Here is a 23,958-nt window from a genome sequence, read left to right on the forward strand (position 1 = left end):
TTTCTAGAACTTCACCCCGAGGGAGAATCCATACGTCACATCCAGCGTACGGAAACTCTCGGGTTTTTGTATGGGTGCGGCGGCGAATACGTCATAGGAGAGGGCATCCATCGCGCCGGGCAGCCCGAGTACCGTGCCCGCAATCACGTGCCCATTGTAGACCTCCGTGCCATAGCCGTAGACCGCGCCGATATCAAGCCCCAGATAGAGTTCTGCCTTTTGCTTCGGAAACCGTGTCGAGAGCTCATTTCTAAATACCATCCGTTCGTTCCCATCTGTCCACCCACGGTAATTGCGGGAAGATACCAATGGTTGTGTGTGGGAAACACCTAGAGGTCGCGAAAATATTCCAGCAGAAATGGGAGGAGAATCTTGCTCGGTTTCTGAGCATGTAGAGGAGTGTTCTGTGTATGAATTGGAGCATACAAGTAGAAGGGGGATTGAGCAGATCAAGATAGATTGGGGATTTTGATGGTTTCTCATTAATGGGCGTGAGAACGCGTTGGGGGGAACCAGACTACTTGTACTGGTGCACAAGGTCTTCAGGCTGTGAAAAAAATACTGCGACGCATTTTCGAGCGATATCTCATGCTACTGGAAAAAGCACCGGAATGAACGCCGTAAATAAACAACAAGGGGATACGAATATGGGAAAACGCCCAGATGCCCATACTTGTGTCTCTTTATTTGATGCATTAAGAGGGAAGTCTCTGTTTTTCACAAACTGTCCTATCCTATGAAAATCTGATTGTTGTACGTAGACTATTTTGTCCTCATGTAACAATTTTTTATACGCGACATTTGAGTGGATATGGAACGTTTGTTCGTTGTAAAATGAAGTTGAACAGCTAAACAAAATCCATAGTGACTTCCCGTGCTATAATGGTTCTGCTACAAAACATCAGCAAAGGAGCAATCACTATGGATCACACCCATTCTACCACAACGGAGGTCGTTCGTAAATCGGGAAAGCACCTTACTCTTGATGAAAGAGGGCAAATACAGGCACTTCACCGCGAGGGATTCTCGCTTCGCGCCATAGCCGCACGGGTTGGATGCTCGCACACAACGATCCACTATGAGCTTAGACGTGGGACGCCTGAACGCCGATCTGCTCGCGGGCGGTCTCAGCAATATACGGCAAAACGCGGGCAGCAGGCTTACCTCGCGCATCGAAAGAGTTCCAAACGACCGTACAAGGTTGACGGCGAAGTCTGTGCTCCGTTCCTGCGTTGGATGACCGAAAAAATACGCAAGGACAAGTGGTCGATCGATATGTGCGTCGGGGATGCCAGGGCGAACAAACGGTTCGACGAGGAAGGCATCCCATGCACCAAGACGCTTTACAATATGCTGTGGGCGGGCAGGATTCCGTTGACGCTGTTCGATGTCCCGCAAGCGCTCGGACGAAAGCGCAAGCGCTTGCGAAACCGCAAGAACAAGCGCCTGAAAGGGCGCAGCATAGAGGATCGTCCTGCCATTGTGGACGAAGGCACGGAAATCGGACACTGGGAAGCCGACACCGTTGTCGGACCGCGAAAAGGGCGCGGCGCGGCCGTATTTACCGCTGTGGAAAAGGTGATACAGGACTACATCGCAATCCGCATTTCGGGGCGCACGTGTGCCGGTATCGAAGAAGCCATCGCCCATTTGAAAGCGGAATATGGAGAGGCACGTTTCAGCCAGGTGTTCAAGACGATTACCGTTGACAACGGAACAGAGTTCGAGACGTTCACGCAGCTCGAGAGCCTCGGCACAAAGGTATACTTCGCTCACCCCTACAGCTCATGGGAACGCCCCCAGAACGAGCGTCACAACGGCATCCTCCGCCAATATATCCCCAAAGGAACGGACATCGACGGATACCGTGACGAGGACATCCTGAACATAGCGGATGAGATAAACAGCCGCCCTCGTCGAGCCCTCGGCTATCAAACACCGGCAGAACTGTTTAGTACTTTCTTGGATGAAGTATACACTGTTGATAATGTTTCTTAATAAACTTGCTGTTCAACTTGCTCTTGCAATTAACGCTCCGAAAGATTACAATAAGAGGAAGAAACAACGCGATATTGTAGATATGAGAGGAACAGGGTATATGGCGAATTATAATAACATGGAATATTTCAACCAATGATTGTACGAGAGGAGAAAACGTGATGAGCAAGGCGATTACAAACGATTTCGAGACACGCCGTTATCGTCTCGCCGAAGTGGCGAAATCGGGCGATGTCGCGACGCGCACACCGATCTACGCGACGGAGTCGACGAGCGGGGTTGTTTGGGTGCTAAAGCCGGGGCAAACAATCAAGCCGCACGGACACGCCAAAGCGGACGATATCTGGATCTGCATTCAAGGTGAGGGCGTTTTCTATCCAGCAATCGGCGAGGAACGCCCTATCGAAAAGGGGGATGTCATCGTCTCTGCAAAGGGGATGTGCCACGGCATGAAGAACACAGGCACAGAGGACTTCATTTTCGTTGGCATCCTTGCCCCCGTTCCGGCAGACTACTTTCCTATCGAAAAATAGCTATTATTTTAATCGCTTAATTTTCTGTGGAAAATTCTCCAGTGGGAGTAGTAGAGCGTTCAAATAGCAAGGTTGAACTTTATTATCAGTATTTTACTAAGATTTCTCACCACAGAGATTCCATTCGCTCCACTTAGCGCCTGGAATCTCTTTTCTTTTGCAAAGAATCATTAGGCAACTTCCCCTATCTTGTGTTATAATTTTCTTATATTTGAAACGTAGGAGGGAAGGCCGTTGTTTGCAAAGACCTATGGTGCGACGACCCTCGGGATAGATGGACGGATTATCGACGTTGAGGTGGATGTGTCGCCGGGGCTGCCGGGCTTTGAGCTGGTCGGGCTTCCCGATACGTCGGTGAAGGAGTCGAAGGAACGTGTGCGCACGGCAATCCGTAACTCCGGCATTCAGCTGCGGCAGGAGCGAGTGACGGTCAATCTTGCACCTGCCGATGTGCGAAAGGACAGCTCCGGGCTTGATCTGCCGATTGCCGTCGGACTCCTCGCATCCTACGGTATGATTCCCGAGGCGGCGGTGCAGAGTGCGCTCTTCTCTGCGGAGCTTTCCCTCGATGGAAACTGCCGACCGATCAGCGGCATTCTTCCGATGGCGATTACGGCACGGGAGCATGGGTTGATGGAGTTCTATGTTGCTCCCTCCAATGCAGACGAGGCACTCCTGATTGACGGGCTGAAGGTCTATGCGGTCGAGAATCTGGCACAGCTTGTGCGTCATCTGACTGGCACAGAGGTGCTGACTCCTGCTGTGCCACAAGCTACAGAACAGAAAAAGGACGCCGTTTTCTCGGATGACTTCGCGGATGTGCAGGGACAGTATCAGGCGAAACGTGCGCTTGAAATTGCAGCGGCGGGAGGGCATAATGTTCTGATGGTCGGTGTGCCCGGCTCGGGCAAGACGATGCTGGCACGCCGGATGCCTTCGATTCTTCCGGAGCTGACGAAGGAAGAAGCCATCGAGATTACGAAGATTTACAGCATCTCAGGACTGCTCGGCAAGGATACGGGGCTTGTGACCACGCGGCCCTTCCGCAGTCCACATCATACATCCTCGACGGTGGCGATGATCGGCGGCGGGAGCATTCCGCGTCCGGGCGAGGTGACGCTCGCGCATCACGGCGTACTCTTTCTCGATGAGCTGCCGGAGTTCAGCAAGAAGACGCTTGAGGTGATGCGCGAGCCGATTGAGGATCGCCAGATTACGGTGTCGCGTGCCAACGCAACACTGACGTTTCCCTCTAGTATCATTTTGGTAGCCGCGATGAATCCGTGTCCATGCGGATATTATGGAGATAAGAACCATGTTTGTGAATGCAGTGCAGGGGAGATCAAGCGGTACACGCGCAAAATCTCGGGGCCGTTGCTTGACCGCATCGATATTCACATCCGCGTGTCGCGTGTGGATTACAACGACCTGCATACGACGCAGCGCGCGGAGTCCTCGGCGGCGATAAGAGCCCGCGTCGTTGCCGCACGGGAAGCGCAGCGTGTGCGGCTGAAGTCATACGATCTGTTTTGCAACGCGCAGATGAATCACAGCATGATCAAAAAATACTGCCGGCTGCAATCGGATGCCGAGGGCATTTTAGAAGCGGCGTTTCACCGGATCAATCTTTCGGCACGCTCGCACGACCGTATCATCAAGGTTGCCCGTACGATCGCAGATCTAGACGGCGCACAGGAGATCGCGGCGAAACATATTGCCGAGGCGATTCAGTTGCGCAGCGATATCGGTCTCAATATCGACTAAAAATATCGGAGTGAATAGCGTGTGTAATCATTCGGAATATGTCAAACTGGAAATTTTCATTCCCGAGACGCATCTTCCTGCGCTTCGTACGGCTCTGCAGTCCGTAGATGCCGGGCATATGGGCGATTACGATTCCTGTTTTGCGTATAGCCGCGTGACAGGAACGTGGCGCCCGCTCGAGGGGGCGCACCCGTATGCGGGGACGGTCGGAGAGATATGCGAAGCGCCCGAGTTGAAGGTGGAACTATGTGTTGCGGCGCAACGCATGGAGGAGACGGTTGCCGTCATCCGTGCCGTACATCCCTATGAGATGCCCGCGATCTATGCACTGCCGCTCATCGGTGGAATTTGAGTGTAAATTCCACCAGATATACAACTTCCTTGGAGATTATGGTATAATGGGAAAGTATGTCAATATGACATGTTTTTTTATTTGTCAGTTTAGGAAGGAGATGTGTTTGTGGCAGAGAAGATCCGTCCTGAACTTCTCTCGTTCTTACACCCGGGCATGATGCCTCTGAAAATTCTTGTCGTGGAGAGTCTCTCTTACTTAACTAAACTAAAAGAGATGTTTCCCCAAGCGGAACTATATGCTGTGACCGCCGAATTGGATCAAGAAATATCCGTTTTTCCTGAAGGAATTCATTGGGAATTTCTTGACTATCTTTCTGTTCCATTACCATATACACGAAATTATTTTGACTACATCATCTCAGATCTCACATTGGAGTGTGCTGCTAATCCTCAGGACATAGCGGCGGGGTTTTCTACATTTTTGAAAGAAACGGGAGCCTTACTCACAAGTTTTCGCAACATTCGACATTGGTCTGTATTACAGAAACTCATGGAGGGACATTATTACGGTGTTGTCTCACGTCTTTTTGCACGACCCGAGTTTGAAAATCTGCTTTACGCGTCCTTTTATAAGAATGTTTGCGTTCGAAGACAGCTTCGTGAGGCTTCCGGCGAATTGATCGATCATCTTGTTGCGGCGGGCTTTGAAAATGAACACAAGGATCTTGAGACGGAATTTTACCTTGTTCGTGCTGATCGTTCTATGCCGGAACTCTCCTTGCTTAAATCCATGTATACAGGGGCGGATCGTCAGGAGTTATCACGGCTGATTCATCGCATCGAGTATGAAGTAGACTGCCCGGAATCTATCCGAACACTGTGGTTCAAGGTAGAGACTTTGAATATTTTTTCGGATTATCTCGCTTCATTTATTCAAGAAACCGTTATGCATCAGGAGGCGTTCTACCGACGGCTGCTTGTACATTCTTTCAGGCGGCAGGATTTTATCATTCGAATGCTTGCATATAGTGCGAGAGAAGCGTTTGATCCTTCGATGCGCAGAGTTTTTGCGGCACTCCAAAAGGAAGCTGAACATGGAAACGAAGGGATTTTATATGCCCGAACTTGATCGCAATAAGGTTGCCTTTATTTCCTGCGTCAACGATGAGGATATGTATGGTGAATGCCTGCTGTACTTAAAATCATTGCATGTTCCGCACGGCATATCGGTCGAATATATTCCCGTACGCGGGGCATCATCAATGTGTTCAGGCTATAACGAGGGCGCGCGCAAAACAAATGCGCGATATAAGGTGTACCTGCATCAGGATGTGCTCGTAGTCAATAAGAATCTCATTCAGGATCTTTTTTCCCTCTTCCGGGACGAGGAGACTGCGCTTATCGGCATGATCGGGTGCCGTAGTTTGCCGCATTCCGGTGTTTGGTGGGATGGTCTGCGTACCTATGGCAGGGTTTTGCATCATTGTGAATCCGAAAGTGTTGTGGATTCTCATTGTATGGAACCGGATGGAGACCATATTGAGGTGGAAGCAGTGGATGGGCTTCTCATTGCTATGCAGTATGATATACGTTGGCGGGACGATTTATTTACAGGATGGCATTTTTATGATACGTCTATGTGCATGGAAGTTCGTCGGCATGATTTTAAGTCAGTGGTGCCAAATCAAGAACAAAATTTTTGGTGTATCCACTGTCCGCAGGAAAAGCCGCTTTCACCTGATTACAAACGCTATCAAAAGATATTCCTCCGAGAATACGGCTCTGAATTGAACCCCGAAGTGTAAAATCTAAAGAAAGGAGGGCTTCCTACATGCAAGAGCAGCCTCCGCAGAATGAACACAAAGCCGAAGAAAAGATGAATTGGCTCAAACTGGCTGCAAAATTTTCTGCAGACGGCGATTTGAGGGGGATGCGTGCCTGCGCTCAGGAAGTCGACAAACTTGCAGAAGGGGATGTCGATGCTGTGGCGGTCAATGCAGAGGCAGCGCTCTATAGTGGCAGTATTGAAGAGGCACAGCAACTTGCAGAGCAAGTACTCCGCGTGTCACCTCGCCATCCGCGTGCCCGCATGGTACGGGCAGGGCTTGCCGCACTCGAATTTCGCCTTGGGGACGAAATCTCTCTGCTGGCTGATCTAATTGAAGAGCTTTCCTACAAAGCAAAAATTCTTGGTGAAGACGATCCTGCCTACAGCATATATTATCAAATGCTTCGGCGTGCGCGCGGCTGGCTTGCGGATGCGTTCTATCTTGGCGGAGAGGCAAAAGGTGCAGCTCATGAGTTGCTGATGTCCAGCCGCCTTGCTAAGGAGCCGAGTGAAGAGGCGGAACTCTACAGTAAATACTTGTTTATGCGGAACTATCGTTATCTCGGAGCGCGCGAAGGTCGGCAAAAAGCAGAGCTCTATAACGATATGGTTGCTGTGACATCTTACACACATGAAAATGCATTGCCTACAGAGCATCGAAAGCTCCGGATAGGCTACATCTCACCGGATTTTCGTGAGCATGCGGTCGCATATTTTTTAACGCCGCTGCTGCGCCATTTTGACGGAGAGCAGTTCATGGTTTTTTGCTATGCGACGGGGCGGAACGATGCAGTTACGGATCGTTTGCGTTCACGGCGCGTGACCTGGCGTGATTTACGCAGCAGATCCCCACGGACAGCCGCACGTCTTATCAATGAAGATAGAATAGATATCCTTGTTGATCTCTCCGGGCATTCTCAGGATAACGCGCTGCCCATTATGGCCTATCGTCCTGCACCCATCCAGATCTCCGGTATCGGTTATACAAATACGACAGGGGTAGATACTATAGACTATTTCTTGTCGGATGAAATTTGTATTCCCTATGGAGACACCACAGCGGAATCAGGTTTTACAGAACAAATCCTAAGAATGCCACATTCGCATCTTTGTTATGCGCCGGAGGAAATTCGCCCGATGCCGGAGACAGGCTTTGAAGCTCCTGTGCGCAGAAACGGCTATGTGACCTTTGGCAGCTTTAACAATTTTGCCAAAGTAACGGATGAAACCTTACTACTATGGCGTGGTATTTTAGAATCTGTTCATGATTCGCGGCTTGTCATAAAAGGAAAAATTTGCAGCATTGATGCCGGCAAGGATTTTCTAAAGAAACGGCTGTCACTGCTCAGCTATGATATGACGCGTGTCGAGCTGCGCCCCTACAGTCCAGATTATCTCGAACAATATCGCGATATTGATATTGCACTTGATACGGCGCCATACAACGGCGGATTAACCACATGTGAGGCACTCTACATGGGAGTACCCGTGATCTCAATACGCGGTCGTACACACGGCGCACGTTTTGGCGCGTCTATTTTAACCAATGCCGGTGTACGTGAACTCGTCGTAGAAAACGATATCAATTATGTACGACGCGCCGTTCAACTGGCGGAGTCGCCAAAACTAATTGAGGCATATCACGCGGGGCTTCGGACGAATATGAAGCGATCCCCACTGATGGATATGCAGTCTTATATGCACGCTTTGGAAGACGCATATGTGGAGATTTGGAAGAAATTCTGTGACATAGGGGCAAAACAGTCCATATAGGAATGGATCCAAAAGATGAGAGGAGGAAACATACATGTCGTTTGTCCATCTGCATGTACATACGGAATACAGCTTGCTTGACGGTGCAAGCCGCATCAAGGAGTTGGTGCAGCGGACGAAAGAACTGGGGATGGACTCTATTGCCATCACGGATCACGGCGTCATGTATGGAGCCATTGCTTTCTATAAGGAAGCCATGGCACAAGGGATTCATCCAATCATTGGCTGCGAGGTCTACGTTGCGCCACAGTCACGACATGAACGTGCAGAGGTGGACGGTGTTCGCTATTATCACCTCATCCTGCTTGCGGAGAATGAAATCGGCTACCGTAATCTCGTTCGCCTTGTATCCCTCGCAAATATCGAGGGATATTATTATAAGCCACGTGTCGATAAAGATTTGCTTCGTCAATACCATGAAGGAATCATTGCGTTGTCTGCCTGTGTGGCAGGGGAGATTCCGCGATCCATCCTGCGCGGGGATCCGGAGCGTACTGACGAGATTCTTGCCGAATATGTGGATATATTCGGTCGAGACAATTTTTTTCTAGAGCTACAGGATCATGGGCTCCCTGAGGAAAAGACTGTCAATCATGCCTTACGTGATCTTTCAAAAAAACACGACATCGGACTTGTTGCGACCAATGATATCCACTATGTGAGAGCAGAGGACAGCGAGTTTCACGATATACTCCTCTGTGTACAGACGGGGCGAACGATCAACGATCCCAATCGGATGCGGTTCTCGGGACCCGATTACTACCTGAAATCGGAAGCCGAGATGACAGCGCTCTTTCACGATTATCCGGGCGCTGTTGAAAACACTGCAAAGATTGCCGCGCGGTGCCGTGTAGACTTTACCTTTGGAGAATTGCAGCTGCCGTTTTACCCAATTCCAGAAAAATTTGCTGATGATGATGCGTATTTACGAACACTCTGTGAAGAACGGCTGCCGGAGCGTTATTCGGAAATTACTAATGAGATTCGTTCGCGTCTGGACTACGAGCTCGGTGTCATTCACGGGATGGGATATGCCAGTTACTTCTTAATCGTCTGGGATTTTATCAATTATGCACGAGGACACGGTGTTGCCGTAGGTCCGGGGCGCGGCTCAGCGGCAGGAAGCATCGTCGCGTATTTGCTGGAGATTACGAATATTGATCCGCTCCGATATGCGCTCCTTTTTGAGCGGTTCCTGAATCCTGAACGCGTGTCCATGCCGGATATCGATATCGATTTTGACGACATCAATCGCGGCAGAGTGATTTCGTATGTCAAAGAGCGCTATGGGGAAGATCATGTCGCACAGATTGCTACATTTGGTACGATGGGAGCAAAAGGGGCGATTCGCGATGTTGGGCGTGTTCTGGAAATGTCGTTTTCAGAAGTGTCCAATATTACAAAGCTTGTGCCGAGCGAACTTAACATTACTATTGACCGCGCACTAAAGGAATCCGCGGATTTTCGCCGTCTCTATGACGAGGATGAATCGGTACGTCGTGTCATTGATCTTGCGCGCAAGATTGAGGGACTGCCTCGCAATACGTCCATCCATGCGGCGGGCGTTGTGATCGCGAAGGAGCCGCTGACCAATCACGTTCCCGTATGGATATCTGAAGGAACTCTTGTCACCGAATTTGATAAGGACGATGTCGAGGCACTTGGTCTGCTCAAGATGGATTTTTTAGGGCTGCGGACGTTGAGCATCATTGAAGATGCACTTAAAAATATCCGCACGTCCCACGGGATCGACATTGATATCGACAATATTCCACTCGAAGATGATCTGACTGCACAAATGCTGTGCGATGGCGATACGGGCGCAGTGTTTCAGATGGAATCTGCGGGTATGACGAATCTTGTCAAGGATCTGCAGCCGAAGGGATTCGTCGATCTGATCCCGACGGTCGCGCTCTATCGCCCGGGACCGCTCGGCAGCGGCATGGTGACGGACTTCATCGACGGACTGCATGGAAAAAAAGAAGTTGTCTACATGCACCCACTTCTCGAACCGATCCTAAAGGAGACGTTCGGGGTCGTACTCTATCAAGAGCAGGTCATGCAGATCGTACAGGTGCTCGCGGGATTTACGCTCGGTCAGGCGGATCTCCTGCGGCGTGCTATGGGCAAGAAAAAGCATGAGCTCCTCATGGCTCAGAAGGAATCTTTTCTTGCTGGTTGTGCGAATAACGGCATCGACGCCCCCCTCGCGAACCATATCTTTGATTTGCTGACACATTTTGCGGATTATGGGTTTAATAAATCGCACAGTGCATCTTACGGACTCCTTGCATGGCAGACAGCATATCTCAAAGCACATTACCCCGTAGAGTTCATGGCGGGCGTCCTCACGAGCATTATGGATAAGACGGATAAAATTCCCGTCTATATCCGGCTTTGTCATCAGATGAAAATCAGGATACTGCCGCCGGACATCAATTCTAGTGCGGCAACATTCAGTATCGAAAGCGGCGCAATACGATTCGGTCTTGCAGCGGTCCGCAATGTTGGCGAGAATGCGATTGCCGTGCTGGAGCATGTCCGCGAAGAGGGCGGGCCTTTTCGCTCTCTGGTGGATTTCTGCACGCGTGTCGATCTACGAATACTGAATAAACGGGCGATCGAGAGTCTCATCAAATGCGGTGCATTTGACAGCCTTGGAATTGATCGCAATCATCTCCTGGCGTCACTTAATGCCGCCGTCACGGATGCGGCACGCAGGCAGCGTGATTTACTGAGTGGCCAGATTGGTCTCTTTGGCGACGACGCCATGGCAGAAGTCCAGCAGATCGGTGATTTCGACGATGTTCCGCTCTGTACGCCGCGCGAGCGTTTGACCTGGGAGAAGGAGGCAACCGGATTTTACATCACGGGGCATCCGCTGGAGGACTATCAAGAGACGCTTTCGCATTTGCAGCCAATCGGGCAAATCGCCGCGGCAGTGCAGCGGGATCGCCAGCTTATGCGCGTCGGCGGCATCCTCACGAGCACGAAGCGTTTTACGACGAAGAAGGGCGACACGATGCTCTTTGCGGATTTGGAGGATTTCACAGGAACGCTTGAGGTCACGGTATTTCCGCGTGTCTTTTATGCCCATGTATCCGACTTGGAGCCGGATCGGGTCGTGGTTATGCAGGGGCACGTCGATACGGCAGGTGAGACGCCGAAACTGCTTGCCGACGAGATTTGGCGCATTGACGATTATCGGACGTCGTATTATCTGACGCCGCCCCAAGATGCGGGTCGCGCCGCACTATGGGAGAAAATGAAGGACGTGTTTGCCGCACACACCGGAGATCATCCAGTCTACGTGCAGAGTGACGGGCGATGGCGCAGACTGGACGAGACTTATTGGATTGATGGCACGCCCGAGGTACGGGCGGAGCTCAGTACGCTTTTGGGCGAGACTTCAGTGCGTATTCGATAGAGGAGAATGATGGAAGAGCGTTTGCAAAAAATACTCGCCAATGCGGGGATCGCTTCGCGACGCAGCGCCGAGGAGATGATTCGCGCGGGGCGCGTGACGGTGAACGGCGTGTGCGTGACGGAGCTCGGGCGCAAATACGACGCTGCGCGGCATGAAATCGCCGTGGACGGGATTCCCGTGCAGAAAGAAACGGAGCGCGTCTATCTCCTGCTCAATAAGCCGGTCGGCTATCTCTCCACGGCACGCGACGACCGCGGGCGCAAGACCGTGCTCGACCTCCTGCCTCATACTTCTACACGCCTTTACCCTGTAGGGCGCCTTGATGCCGATACGGAGGGACTGCTGCTCATCACAAACGACGGCGCTATGACGCAGGGGCTCCTGCATCCGCGCTATGAGATTGACAAGGTATACCGCGCGGAGGTCGAGGGGGGACTGACGCAGGAAAAACTGCGGCTGCTGCGCGGCGGCATTCTGCTCGAGGACGGTATCACCGCGCCCGCACGCGTGCGTATTCTTGCCGCAGACGACACGGTTACGACCGTTGAAATCGTTATCCATGAGGGGCGCAACAGACAGGTGCGCCGCATGTTTGCCGCCGTCGGATGTCGCGTGTGCCGTCTGCGCCGTGTGCGCTTTGCGATGCTGACGCTGAAGGATCTCCCGTGCGGCGCGTCGCGTCCGCTGAGCGCAGAGGAGATCCGGGAGCTGAAGGTACTGTCCGGGGGGGCTGTGCGGTGAAACGGATCGTCGTCGTGGGGGCGGGACCCGCGGGCATGATGGCGGCGGCAGCCGCGGCGGAGCATGGGGGCAGTGTGCTGCTCCTCGAGAAGATGCCGCGCGCGGGGCGCAAGATGATGATCACGGGGAAGGGACGCTGCAACGTCACAAGTGGGGATGATCCGGCTTACATCATCAAGAACATTCCGGGCAGCGGACGCTTCTTGAACAGCGCCCTTCGCGCATTTGACAACACCGCCGTTATGACGTTCTTTGAAAATGCCGGCGTGCCGCTCAAAGTGGAGCGCGGCAATCGGGTATTCCCGCAGAGCGATCGTGCCGTGGACGTGGTGGACGCCATGATGCGCCGCCTGCACGATCTGCATGTGGAGATTCGTACAAATACGCCCGTGCGGGCGCTTGTTGTTACGGACGGTGCGATTCGCGGCGTCCGTTTAGAGAGCGGCGATACGGTCGCGGCGGATGCCGTCGTCCTTGCGGTCGGCGGCGCGTCGTATCCGCTGACGGGATCGACGGGCGACGGCTATGCGATGGCACGGGATGCAGGGCATCATATCGTCCCCATATTTCCCGCGCTCGTGCCGCTCTGTACGGCGGAAGGATGGACGAGGGACGTTCAGGGACTGTCTCTGCGCAACGTCCGTGCCGCTCTTTACAGTGCGGGGAAAAAACAGGCGGAAGAGTTCGGCGAGATGATGTTCACCCATTTTGGCGTGACGGGGCCGATCATCCTGCGTCTCAGCAGACGTGCCGCAGAGCTGATGAACGGGGGCGCGGATACACTGACGCTGTACTTGAATCTCAAGCCCGCCCTGAGCTATGAGGTGCTGCGCGTGCGCATTGAACGCGATTTTTCCAAATACGAGCGCAAGCAGGTGTGCAACGGCATGATCGATCTCCTGCCAAAGCGGCTCATCGACATTGTTCTCGGCGCCGCGCAGATTTCCCCGGAACGTACGACGGGTCAGGTTTCGGCAAAAGAGCGCAATCGCCTCGCGCAAACATTGCAGGCACTGCCGCTCACGATCACGGGGACGCGCCCGCTCGCCGAGGCGATCGTGACGGCGGGCGGCGTAGAGACGCGCGAGATCGATCCGCGTACGATGGTGTCAAAAATCGTGCGCGGGCTCTATTTTGCAGGGGAAGTCGTCGATGTGGACGGCTTCACGGGCGGCTATAATTTGCAGGCAGCGTTTTCCATGGGCTATGCTGCGGGGAAATACAGCGCCGACGATACGGAAAGCGAGTGAAATCTATGTCGGAGATGAAGATCATTGCCCCCGCCGTCCACGGATGGAGGGGAGAACTTGTGATTCCGGGCGATAAATCGATTTCGCACCGCAGTGTGATGCTCGCGGGGCTTGGTCGTACGCCGGTTCACATCCAGAACTTTCTCCATGCGGCGGACTGTCTGTCGACGGTCGGCGTGATGCGCGCGCTTGGCGTCCGCGTCGAGTTTCCCGCGGACGGCGAACTCGTTGTGACGGGGTGCGGTCTCCATGGACTCTCCGAACCGGCGTCCGTGCTCGACGCCGGGAACTCGGGAACGACGCTGCGGCTGATGATGGGACTGCTCGCCCCGCAGCCCTTTTTCTTGACGTTTACGGGAGACGCGTCGCTCTTGCGCCGTCCGATGGGGCGCGTCCTCTTGCCGCTCGGACAAATGGGCGCGCGGATCTACGGCAGGAACGACAACAATAATCTGCCGCTCAGCATTGTCCCCGCAGGAAAGAAACTGTGCGGCATTTCGTACGACAGTCCAGTTGCCAGCGCGCAGGTGAAATCCGCGATCCTCCTCGCGGGGCTCTATGCGGATGCGCCCACGTCCGTGACGGAGCCGTTCGTCTCGCGGGATCATACCGAGCGGATGCTCGCGGGATTCGGCGTTCGCGTAGAGCGCGAAGGATGCACGGCACGCGTATATCCGGTCACGCGGGAGGAGGATTACATAGCGCCCGAGGAAATCACGGTGCCGGGGGACATCAGTTCGGCGGCGTATTTCCTTGTCGGCGGGAGCATCATCAAGGGCAGTCGGCTTCTCCTCAAAAATGTGGGCATCAACCCGACGCGCACCGGTATTTTGGACGTGCTTGCGCAGATGGGCGCACATATTGCGGTGAAAAATGAGCGTACGAGCGGCGGCGAAGCCCTTGCCGACATTTCCGTGGAGACGGCGGAGCTGCACGGCGTACGAGTCGGCGCGGAAATCATGCCGCGTCTCGTCGACGAGATCCCCATTCTCGCCGCCGCGGCATTATTTGCCGAGGGCGATACCGTGATCACCGGCGCGGGAGAACTGCGCGTCAAGGAGACGGATCGTCTGCGTGCGATCGCGGACGAGTTTGGGAAAATGGCGCCCGGCAGCATCGAGGAGCTGGAGGACGGACTGATCATCCGGGGGAAACGTCCGATTTGCAAAGCACGCGTGCACAGCCGCAGCGATCATCGCATGGCGATGTCGCTTGCCGTCCTTGGCGCGGCGGCGGACGGTGCGGAGATCGAGGAACCGGACAGCGTTCAGATTTCGTATCCGGCATTTTTTGAGCAGTTAGACCGGCTCGCCGGAGCATAGGAGGGAAGTTCTATGAAAAGTATTATTGCCATCGACGGACCTGCGGGGGCAGGAAAGAGCACCATCGCCAAGCGCGTGGCGGAGCAGCTCGGCTATATCTATATCGACACGGGCGCGATGTACCGCGCCGTCGCATGGAAAACGCTCCGCAGCGGCGAGGAGGTCACGGACGCGGCGATCCTCCGAGCGGCTGCGGATATTGACGTGCGCCTTTCCTGTACGGACGGCGGGACGCGCGTCACCGTTGACGGCGCCGACGTGACGGGGGAGATTCGCACGCCCGAGGTGACCGGGATCGTTTCGCGCGTTGCGGCGCTCGCCCCTGTGCGTGCCAAGATGGTTGACCTCCAGCGCGCGATGGCAGGCGCGGGAAAGGTCGTCATGGACGGACGCGACATCGCGACGAACGTCCTCCCCAACGCGGACGTTAAGGTGTTCCTCAGCGCATCGGTCGAGGAGCGGGCGCGCCGCCGCCATAAAGAGATGCAGGAAAAAGGATACGACGTCGACCTCGCCGAACTGCAAAAAGAAATCGCCGCCCGTGACAAACAGGACAGCGAACGCGAAATCTCCCCGCTGCGTCAAGCCGACGACGCGATCCTCATAGATTCGACCGGGCTGTCGATCGAGGAAGTGACCGCTCGGATTCTTGCGCTCTGCGCATAGACGAGGAGGGCATATGGTATACGGATTTTTCCAATATCTTTTTCGATTTATCTTTTATGTCATTTTTCGAACACGGGTCTATGGGCGTGAGAACATCCCCGCAGAAGGCGCGGTCATCTTGGCGGCTAACCATGCGAGCAACGCCGATCCGCCGCTCATGGCAAGCCTAATCGAGCGCCCCGTCAGCTACATGGCAAAGATCGAACTGTTTGAGAACCCCATTTTTGGCGGCATCATCCGCCGCTGTCATGCGTTTCCGGTCAAACGCGGTGAGTCGGATCGCGGCGCGATCAAAACTGCCGTTCAGGTGCTCAAGGAAAAGCGCATCCTAGGACTATTCCCCGAGGGCACGCGCAGCAAGACGGGCGAACTCAAAAAGCCGGAGGCAGGCGTCGCTCTGATTGCCGCAATGACAGGCGCGCCCATCGTCCCCGTCGCGATCCTCAACACGCATCGAATTTTCGCGAACGGCGGAAAAATCCCCGCGCTTCGCATCATGTACGGAGCGCCGATTTCCTTTCAAGGCGACCGCAAGAGCAAAGAATCTCTGGATGCGTTTTCGAACGAAATTATGGCGCGCATCGCCGCGATGCGGGACGACCTCAAGAGCATGTCCTAAATTTACTCATATGAATTTTGCAGACATTTTACAGGCAAACGGAATATCATGAGCGGGAGAGAGGGGCGGTAGATTGCAGGTATCCATACTGGCAAGCGGGAGCAAGGGAAACTCCGTGTACGTCGAGCTCGACGGGACGCGTCTGCTCGTCGATGCCGGCATCTCGGCGGCGCGGATTAAGAAAGGGCTTGACCGGCATGGCGTCGATTTGCAGTCGATCGATGCGGTGCTTGTCACCCATGAACACATCGATCATGTGCGCGGGCTCAAGACACTGTCCAAGCAATACCGTCTGCCCATTCTCGCTACGCAGGGCACGCTGGAGAATATCGACGGAGGAGCGGCGTTTGCCGATGACATGCATGTCGTGACGGGCGATTTTTCCATCGGCGAGGTGCGCGTTCAGCCGTTTGCGATCTCTCACGATGCCGCGGAACCCTGCGGATTTCGCATTGAAGGCTCTTCCTGCTTTACCCTTGCCACGGATCTTGGCGTCGTGACCGACGGCGTACAGGCGGCGATCGAGGGGGCGGATGTGCTCGTCCTTGAGGCGAACCACGATCCGGAGATGCTCAGGCGCGGCGGCTATCCGTGGACGCTCAAGCGCAGGATTCTCTCAGACAGAGGTCATCTTGCCAATAACGAAGCGGCGTGGGCGCTCATGCGCATGAAGAAGCGCCCGCGCAAAGTCTATCTGGCGCACCTCTCCGAGGAGAACAACCGCCCCGCACTCGCACATGATACTGTGCAGGAAATTCTCTCTGGCCATGGTGTTCTGATTGATGTCGAAGCCTGTCTCCCGGAGGGCGGGGTATCGACGATTATATAACAAAGGAGATGCTATTATGAATATCCGTTCTGTCTTGCGGCGCCGAAAGAGCGTGGCAGTCATAGCTGCGCTTGCCGCCACGTCCGTCATTGTCTTTGGCGGGTGCTCCATGGGAACGGCAGCCGACAACAGTGTCGGGGGAATGAAGTCGATACAGGCGGCAGATACCTCTGGACTCTCTGAGGCCCGGAATACGCCTGTCGTGCGTGCAGCAAAGGCAGTTGGCCCCGCCGTGGTCGGGATCACGAACAAAGCGGTTGCACGAGATTGGTTCAATAATCCCGTAGAGACCGAAGGTGTCGGCTCGGGCGTCATTTTCCGTAAAGACGGCTATATTGTCACCAATAACCATGTTGTCAGTGGTGCAAAGGAGATTATCGTTTCTCTCTCGGACGGACGCAGTCTCAAAGGCAAGCTCATCGGTAAGGATGAGTTTACAGATCTTGCCGTCGTCAAGGTAGATGCGAACGATTTGCCGACCGCCGTCTTTGGGAACTCCGACAATATTGTTGTGGGAGAACCTGCCATTGCCATTGGCAACCCGATGGGGCTTGAGTTCCAAGGAAGTGTCACCGCCGGTGTGATCAGCGCACTGAACCGTACTCTTGACATCAGCGACAAACGCGTGAAGCTGCTCCAAACCGATGCCGCCATCAGCCCCGGAAACTCCGGCGGCGCACTTGTCAACGCAGACGGCGAAGTCATTGGCATCAACAGTGCAAAGGTAGCGGCAAGCGGAGTCGAAGGGATGGGCTTCTCCATTCCCATCAACACGGTGCAGACAGTCATCAATGAACTGATCGAAAAAGGCTATGTTGCGCGTCCGTATCTCGGCGTGTCCGTCTTTGATCCTATGACGGCAGAGCGTTACGGCTATCAGCTCAACATCGACAAGGGCGTCTACATTTTCCGACTCACACTCGATGGTCCCTGCGGCAAAGCAGGATTCCAGCGCGGTGATATCATCCTTGAGATTAACGGTGAGGAGATCAACAGCGTTACCGATCTGCGCAACAAAATTGCCTCGTATCAGGTCGGTGACACGATAACGATTACCTATGATCGTAACGGTACGAAACATAAGGCCGACGTCGTTCTCGAAGAGATGCCGCAGGACGATAAATAAAATGCGGATCACCGTCCTATGCGCAGGGAAACTCAAAGAGAAGTACCTGCACGACGGCATCGCCGAATATGCCAAGCGGCTGCGTCCATACGTTGATCTCCGCACGATTGAGATTGCTGAGGAACGAATGAAGGAGACTCCATCTGCGGCGGAGAAACAGGAAACGCTTCGCCGAGAAGGCGTGCGTCTCTGTGCACAGATCCCACAAGGGGCATATCTTATCGTACTGGACGTCAGAGGCACGGAACTTTCCTCTGAAGAACTAGCAGCACATGTTGAGCAGATCTGTGTCGCGGGGAAGAGTCATATCGTCTTTCTCATCGGAGGCCCCTTTGGACTCTCTGACGAAGTACGCCGCGCAGCCGATTTACGGCTTTCATTTTCCCGATTTACACTGCCGCATCAGCTCATTCGGCTTATGCTGATGGAGCAGATCTATCGCGTCTTTAAGATCAATCGCAGGGAACCATATCACCTATAGCCCCGGGAGAGGTATCTGCATCCGGCAGAGCCTCTCTTTTTGTATTTTATTTGCATATTGTATTCATGCAATGAATCTCTATACAAGCTTTTCGCCCTGTGCTATACTCAGTCACGTTCGTTGCAGAGTCAATCGAACCACATGAAAAGGGGGATTTATCATGTCCAACATGAAGCAGTATGTCAATGATATTCTCGATCTCGTATCCAAACGTGACCCGGATCAGGCGCATTTCAAGAACACGGTGGAAGAGGTTCTGACCTCGGTTGTGCCGCTCCTCGAAAAGCATCCGGAGTACAAGGCGCATAAGATCCTCGAGCGTATGATCGAGCCGGAGCGCGTCATATCGTTCCGCGTGCCTTGGGTGGACGATAAGGGCGAGATTCAGGTCAACCGCGGCTATCGTGTGCAGATGTCGAGCGCGATGGGCCCCTATAAGGGCGGACTGCGCTTTCATCCGAGCGTATCGCTTGATATTCTGAAATTCCTCGCGTTTGAGCAGGTGTTCAAAAATGCGCTGACGGGACTTCCCATCGGCGGCGGCAAAGGCGGCTCGGACTTTGATCCGCACGGCAAGTCGGACAACGAGGTGATGAAGTTCTGCCAGAGCTTTATGACGGAACTCTACCGCCACATCGGACTGAATGTCGATGTCCCCGCAGGTGATATTGGCGTCGGCGGTCGTGAGATCGGCTACCTCTTCGGTCAGTACAAGCGTATTCGGGATTCCTATGATGCGGGCGTTTTGACCGGAAAACGTGTCGATTTCTGGGGGAGCCTGACGCGTACGGAGGCGACCGGGTACGGCCTTCTCTACTTCGTGAAGAATATGCTCGATGCAAAGGGCATTGATCTGAAGGACAAGACGGTCGTTGTCTCCGGCGCCGGAAACGTTGCAACCTATGCGATTGAAAAGGCACAGGAATACGGCGCGAAAGTAGTCACTTGCTCGGATTCGAGCGGCTATATTTACGACCCGAACGGCATTGACCTCGCGGCGCTCAAGGACATCAAGGAAGTGCGCCGTGCCCGCATTAAGGAATACATCACGACGCATCCAAATGCAGAATATCATGAGGGGTGCCGCGGCGTCTGGTCGATTCCGTGCGATGTTGCTCTGCCGTGCGCAACGCAGGATGAGATCGATCTTGATTCTGCGAAGCTGCTTGTGGAAAATGGCGTGAAGGCGGTCGGCGAAGGCGCAAATATGCCATCGACACTCGAGGCGATTGCATACTTTAAGACGCATCATGTACTCTTTGCGCCAGCAAAGGCGGCAAATGCGGGCGGTGTTGCGGTTTCGGCACTCGAGATGTCGCAGAATTCCGAGCGCCTGCAATGGACGTTCGAGGAGGTGGATGGTCGGCTGAAGGGTATCATGGAGAATATCTATAAGAATTCGAAAAAGAATGCGGAACTCTATGCCGATCCGGACGATCTTGTCGCCGGTGCAAACATTACGGCGTTCGCACAGGTCGCAGACGTGATGCTCGCACAGGGGCTTGTCTAAAACCATAAATTAGAATTGATGAAAGACTGCTTCGGCAGTCTTTTTTACATTATTTATAATTCCGGCGGTTCATTATGCAGAAAACCGTGAAATGTGATATAATGGGCGGGATTTTACCATTTGAAATTTGAGGGGAGCTTAGCATTTTGGAAATAACACTGATGGAGTTATTGAAGACAGTGATTCTTGGCATTGTAGAAGGGCTGACCGAGTGGCTCCCCATCTCCAGTACGGGGCATATGATTCTCGTGGACGAGTTCATCCAACTAAATGTGACAAAGGCTTTCATGGATATGTTCCTTGTAGTGATCCAGCTCGGTGCCATTCTTGCCGTCGTCGTGCTGAATGCAGGGAAGCTCAACCCGTTTCTGCGCCGAAAATCAAATGCGGAGCGGCGCGAGACGTTTGATCTTTGGGGAAAGGTCATTTTTGCCTGCATTCCCGCAGGGGCGATCGGGCTTGCGCTGAATAAGTATATGGAAGAGCATTTTATGAATGCTCCCGTTGTTGCGTCTATGCTGATTTTATACGGCGTTCTCTTCATCATTGTCGAGCGTTGGAATCGCGTGCGTACGCCGCGCATCGAGGATCTTTCACAGCTCGATTATCGCACGGCATTTATCATCGGAGTATTTCAGGTACTTTCTCTCGTGCCGGGGACAAGCCGGTCGGGGGCGACGATCCTCGGCGGTATCCTGTTCGGCGCGAGCCGCTATGTGGCGACGGAGTTCACGTTCTTCCTCGCAATTCCTGTGATGTTCGGCGCGAGCTTTCTAAAGCTGGTGAAATTTGGCTTTCATTATACGGGGGCGGAACTTGTCATTCTTGCCGTCGGAATGGTGACGGCGTTTATCGTGTCCATTCTCTCCATTCGCTTCCTCCTGCGCTACATCAAGCGGAATGATTTCACGGCGTTCGGTTGGTATCGGATTGCGCTCGGCGTCGTCGTACTCGCGTATCTGTTCGCGGTCGGCGATCCGACCTAAGGGGGGCGTCCGATGAAAATCATTGCGGGGCTCGGTAATCCCGGCGCGGAATACACGCAGACGAAACACAACGTCGGCTTTATGCTCGTGGACGCACTGGCGCAGCGGTTAGGCGTATCCGCATGGAAAGAAGCCTTTTCCTCACTCGTCGCCGCGGTGCGCATCGGCAGCGAGAAAGTTTTCTTGGTCAAGCCGCAGACCTATATGAATGACAGCGGTTCAGCGCTCGGACCGATGCTGTCGTATTATAAAATTGATACGAAAGATCTCATCGTTGTTCACGACGATATGGATATTCCTGCGGGGGCAGTGCGAATACGAACCAAGGGCGGATCGGGCGGTCATAACGGAATTAAATCAATCATTTCTCATGTCGGTACAGAGGAATTCCCGCGCGTACGCATCGGCATCGGGCGCCCGCCCGTAGGTTGGACGGTCATCAATCATGTCCTCACGCCTTTCTCGACCGATGATGCCTCTCTCGTAGGTGAAGCAATTGGGTATCTCCTACCCGCGGTCGAATACCTCGTAACAGACGGGGTGGATATGGCGATGAATCGGTTCAATCCGCGAAAGAAAAAGACTACGCGCGACGTTTAGGAGATACCGGAACCTGCAATTGACTTCTGTGGCTATTTCGGATAGAATGTCCCTGTGTATCATGGATACATAGGGATTTCTTTTATTGAAAAGAACGAAGTTCTTAGCGCCGGTTCTGAAATGGTACGGAATATATTTCAGAAAACGAGGAGAAGGTTGTCGACCCGTCGGCGGATGCCTTCCGGCACGCTCTGTCGAGAGTCTGCGGTCAAATCATGGGGGCGACTCCGTGGACAAAGCCGCAGACGGAGCGGAATCCCTGAGAGATGTTCTATATGTTCTATCAATCGGGAGGTATTTTTATGTGTGGAATTGTCGGGTATGTCGGAAATCGTCAGGCGGCGGAGTTTCTTTTGGACGGGCTGTCCAAACTGGAATATCGCGGCTATGATTCGGCGGGGATTGCGGTCTATGAGGACGGTGAGATCCGCATTGAGAAGAGCGTGGGGCGTCTCGCGGCGCTGCGCGAGCAGATCAAGGGGCGCGTCCCGGTCGGCACGCTCGGCATCGGTCATACGCGGTGGGCGACGCACGGGCGGCCGTCCGATGTGAACGCGCATCCCCATGCGGATTGTCATAAAAATTTTGCGATTGTCCACAACGGCATCATTGAGAACTATCTGTCCCTCAAGGAAGAACTCATCGCGAAGGGACACGAGTTCAAGTCCGAGACGGATACGGAGGTCGTTGTCCACCTGCTTGAAGAGGTGTATGCGGGTGATTTCGTTGCGGCAGTGCGTGAGGTACTGCGCCGCATCGAGGGCTCGTATGCGCTCGCGTTCATGAGCAAGGCGCATCCCGATATGCTCATTTGCACGAAACAGGACAATCCTCTCATCATCGGTCTCGGTGAGGGGGAAAACTTCATCGCCTCGGATATTCCCGCCATCATTTCGCGCACGCGCCGCACCTATATTCTCGGTGACGGTGAGCTTGCGATTGTCCGCAAGGACAGCATCGAGGTCACGAATCGCGCGGGCGAACCTGTGCAAAAGAAAGTCTTTGAAGTGACGTGGAATGCGGAAGCGGCGGAGAAGGGCGGCTATGAGCATTTCATGCTCAAGGAGATCCACGAGCAGCCCAAAGCTGTGCGCGATACGATGAGTCAGCGCATTACAGGCGATAAGAAGGCGATTTCGTTCGAGGAACTTGCGTGGGACGCGGCCTACCTCAATTCGTTCAATAAGATTTACATTGTTGCGTGCGGAACGGCGTATCATGCGGGACTTGTCGGCAAATACTATATTGAAAAGCTGGCACGTGTCCTCGTAGAGGTCGATGTCGCCTCGGAGTTCCGCTACCGTGATCCGATCGTGGACGATAAGACGCTGCTCGTCGTCGTCTCGCAGTCGGGTGAGACGAGCGACACGCTCGCTGCACTGAAGGAGTCGAAGCGGCGCGGGGCAAAGACGCTTGCGATCACGAATGTCGTCGGTTCGTCCATCGCGCGCGAGGCGGATCAGGTGGTCTATACATGGGCGGGACCCGAGATCGCAGTCGCATCGACGAAGGCGTATACGACGCAGCTCGTACTCTTCTTTATGCTTGCGCTCTATATGGCTGAAATCAAGGGGGCTATCGCACCCGCGCGCACGGCGCAGCTTGTCACGCAACTGCTCGAGATTCCGACGCAGGTCTCGGAGATTCTTTCCGATGTGGAACCGATTAAGACGTTTGCGAAGCAGTACGGGTTTAACGAGGATGTTTTCTATATCGGGCGCGGACTGGACTACTCGGTCTCGCTCGAGGGCGCGCTGAAGCTCAAGGAGATTTCCTACATCCATGCGGAGGCATATGCGGCAGGGGAACTCAAGCACGGCACACTCGCGCTGATCGTAGAGGGCGTTCCCGTGATCGCGTTGGCGACGCAGCGCAACGTCTACGAAAAGACGCTCTCCAACATCAAAGAAGTCAAGGCACGTGACGCTATAGTCATCGGCATCGCTGCCGAGGGCGATACGGAGCTGAAAAAGTATGTGGATCATGTGATCTATGTGCCGGCAACGGATGAGTTCATCATGCCGATTCTCTCAGTGATCCCACTCCAACTTCTTTCCTACTATGCCGCTATCACGCGCGGGTGCGATGTAGATAAGCCGCGCAATCTCGCGAAGTCGGTCACGGTTGAATAAGCTACGGTTCCCATATAAAAACAGCAGAGCTTTTACTCTGCTGTTTTTATATGAAAGGGGTGACAAGCGTGCGTAATCA

At 53.8% G+C, this 23,958-nt stretch carries 21 protein-coding genes; 20 read left to right on the forward strand and 1 reads right to left on the reverse strand.

Annotated elements, in window-relative coordinates; all coding sequences use genetic code 11:
• Window positions 1-3: 3 nt before the first annotated feature.
• Window positions 4-261, reverse strand: a complete 258-nt coding sequence (locus HMPREF1147_RS06270) for a ShlB/FhaC/HecB family hemolysin secretion/activation protein (protein ID WP_009658191.1) — start codon at window positions 259-261, stop codon at window positions 4-6.
• Window positions 262-921: 660 nt separating this feature from the next.
• Between HMPREF1147_RS06270 and HMPREF1147_RS06275 the strand changes: the two genes are divergently transcribed.
• The 20 genes from HMPREF1147_RS06275 (at window position 922) to glmS (ending at window position 23,879) form a co-directional block, all read left to right on the forward strand.
• Entirely contained in the window at window positions 922-1,998 is a 1,077-nt protein-coding gene (locus tag HMPREF1147_RS06275) for an IS30 family transposase (protein ID WP_009658168.1), read from the forward strand.
• Between the two features lie 161 nt (window positions 1,999-2,159).
• Window positions 2,160-2,531, forward strand: a complete 372-nt coding sequence (locus HMPREF1147_RS06280) for a cupin domain-containing protein (RefSeq protein WP_006696188.1) — start codon at window positions 2,160-2,162, stop codon at window positions 2,529-2,531.
• A gap of 234 nt (window positions 2,532-2,765) precedes the next feature.
• A complete protein-coding gene (locus HMPREF1147_RS06285) occupies window positions 2,766-4,295 on the forward strand; it encodes a YifB family Mg chelatase-like AAA ATPase (protein ID WP_009658201.1) in 1,530 nt (509 codons plus the stop codon).
• A 19-nt stretch (window positions 4,296-4,314) separates the two neighbouring features.
• The gene (gene cutA / locus HMPREF1147_RS06290; RefSeq protein WP_009438545.1) at window positions 4,315-4,647 is read left to right on the forward strand and encodes a divalent cation tolerance protein CutA; all 333 of its coding nucleotides are present in this window, start codon (window positions 4,315-4,317) and stop codon (window positions 4,645-4,647) included.
• 108 nt (window positions 4,648-4,755) lie between these two features.
• Window positions 4,756-5,718: a hypothetical protein gene (locus HMPREF1147_RS06295; protein ID WP_009658183.1), complete on the forward strand. Its 963-nt coding sequence runs from the start codon at window positions 4,756-4,758 to the stop codon at window positions 5,716-5,718.
• A complete protein-coding gene (locus HMPREF1147_RS11655) occupies window positions 5,684-6,394 on the forward strand; it encodes a glycosyltransferase family protein (RefSeq protein WP_369791743.1) in 711 nt (236 codons plus the stop codon). Before HMPREF1147_RS06295 ends, HMPREF1147_RS11655 begins: the two co-directional genes overlap by 35 nt.
• A 26-nt stretch (window positions 6,395-6,420) precedes the next feature.
• Window positions 6,421-8,190: a hypothetical protein gene (locus tag HMPREF1147_RS06310; RefSeq protein WP_009658204.1), complete on the forward strand. Its 1,770-nt coding sequence runs from the start codon at window positions 6,421-6,423 to the stop codon at window positions 8,188-8,190.
• Window positions 8,191-8,224: 34 nt separating this feature from the next.
• The gene (locus tag HMPREF1147_RS06315; protein ID WP_009658196.1) at window positions 8,225-11,617 is read left to right on the forward strand and encodes a DNA polymerase III subunit alpha; all 3,393 of its coding nucleotides are present in this window, start codon (window positions 8,225-8,227) and stop codon (window positions 11,615-11,617) included.
• Window positions 11,618-11,638: 21 nt separating this feature from the next.
• Window positions 11,639-12,358 carry a pseudouridine synthase gene (locus tag HMPREF1147_RS06320; RefSeq protein WP_304412059.1) on the forward strand — a complete coding sequence of 240 codons (720 nt, stop codon included), beginning with the start codon at window positions 11,639-11,641 and terminating at the stop codon, window positions 12,356-12,358.
• On the forward strand, window positions 12,355-13,608 hold the full coding sequence (locus tag HMPREF1147_RS06325) for an NAD(P)/FAD-dependent oxidoreductase (RefSeq protein ID WP_009658184.1): 1,254 nt from the start codon (window positions 12,355-12,357) through the stop codon (window positions 13,606-13,608). Before HMPREF1147_RS06320 ends, HMPREF1147_RS06325 begins: the two co-directional genes overlap by 4 nt.
• A 5-nt stretch (window positions 13,609-13,613) precedes the next feature.
• Complete coding sequence (gene aroA, locus HMPREF1147_RS06330; protein ID WP_009658129.1) at window positions 13,614-14,930, forward strand: 3-phosphoshikimate 1-carboxyvinyltransferase; 1,317 nt, start codon at window positions 13,614-13,616, stop codon at window positions 14,928-14,930.
• A 12-nt stretch (window positions 14,931-14,942) separates the two neighbouring features.
• On the forward strand, window positions 14,943-15,596 hold the full coding sequence (cmk, locus tag HMPREF1147_RS06335; RefSeq protein ID WP_009658137.1) for a (d)CMP kinase: 654 nt from the start codon (window positions 14,943-14,945) through the stop codon (window positions 15,594-15,596).
• A gap of 13 nt (window positions 15,597-15,609) precedes the next feature.
• Window positions 15,610-16,215: a 1-acyl-sn-glycerol-3-phosphate acyltransferase gene (locus tag HMPREF1147_RS06340; RefSeq protein ID WP_009348813.1), complete on the forward strand. Its 606-nt coding sequence runs from the start codon at window positions 15,610-15,612 to the stop codon at window positions 16,213-16,215.
• A gap of 73 nt (window positions 16,216-16,288) precedes the next feature.
• Complete coding sequence (locus HMPREF1147_RS06345) at window positions 16,289-17,044, forward strand: MBL fold metallo-hydrolase (protein ID WP_037351263.1); 756 nt, start codon at window positions 16,289-16,291, stop codon at window positions 17,042-17,044.
• Between the two features lie 16 nt (window positions 17,045-17,060).
• Window positions 17,061-18,170 (forward strand): S1C family serine protease, encoded by a 1,110-nt coding sequence (locus tag HMPREF1147_RS06350; protein WP_009658175.1) that lies wholly within the window; start codon window positions 17,061-17,063, stop codon window positions 18,168-18,170.
• A gap of 1 nt (window position 18,171) precedes the next feature.
• The gene (rlmH, locus tag HMPREF1147_RS06355; protein ID WP_009658200.1) at window positions 18,172-18,651 is read left to right on the forward strand and encodes a 23S rRNA (pseudouridine(1915)-N(3))-methyltransferase RlmH; all 480 of its coding nucleotides are present in this window, start codon (window positions 18,172-18,174) and stop codon (window positions 18,649-18,651) included.
• Window positions 18,652-18,811: 160 nt separating this feature from the next.
• Window positions 18,812-20,161 carry an NADP-specific glutamate dehydrogenase gene (gene gdhA, locus HMPREF1147_RS06360; RefSeq protein WP_009658149.1) on the forward strand — a complete coding sequence of 450 codons (1,350 nt, stop codon included), beginning with the start codon at window positions 18,812-18,814 and terminating at the stop codon, window positions 20,159-20,161.
• 161 nt (window positions 20,162-20,322) lie between these two features.
• Window positions 20,323-21,147: an undecaprenyl-diphosphate phosphatase gene (locus HMPREF1147_RS06365; protein ID WP_037349339.1), complete on the forward strand. Its 825-nt coding sequence runs from the start codon at window positions 20,323-20,325 to the stop codon at window positions 21,145-21,147.
• 12 nt (window positions 21,148-21,159) lie between these two features.
• Window positions 21,160-21,747, forward strand: a complete 588-nt coding sequence (gene pth, locus HMPREF1147_RS06370) for an aminoacyl-tRNA hydrolase (protein WP_009658166.1) — start codon at window positions 21,160-21,162, stop codon at window positions 21,745-21,747.
• A gap of 302 nt (window positions 21,748-22,049) precedes the next feature.
• Window positions 22,050-23,879 (forward strand): glutamine--fructose-6-phosphate transaminase (isomerizing), encoded by a 1,830-nt coding sequence (gene glmS / locus HMPREF1147_RS06375; RefSeq protein ID WP_037351264.1) that lies wholly within the window; start codon window positions 22,050-22,052, stop codon window positions 23,877-23,879.
• Window positions 23,880-23,958: the final 79 nt, after the last annotated feature.

Origin of the sequence: Selenomonas sp. FOBRC9 (assembly GCF_000287655.1) — a bacterium.
Lineage (GTDB): Bacteria > Bacillota > Negativicutes > Selenomonadales > Selenomonadaceae > Centipeda > Centipeda artemidis.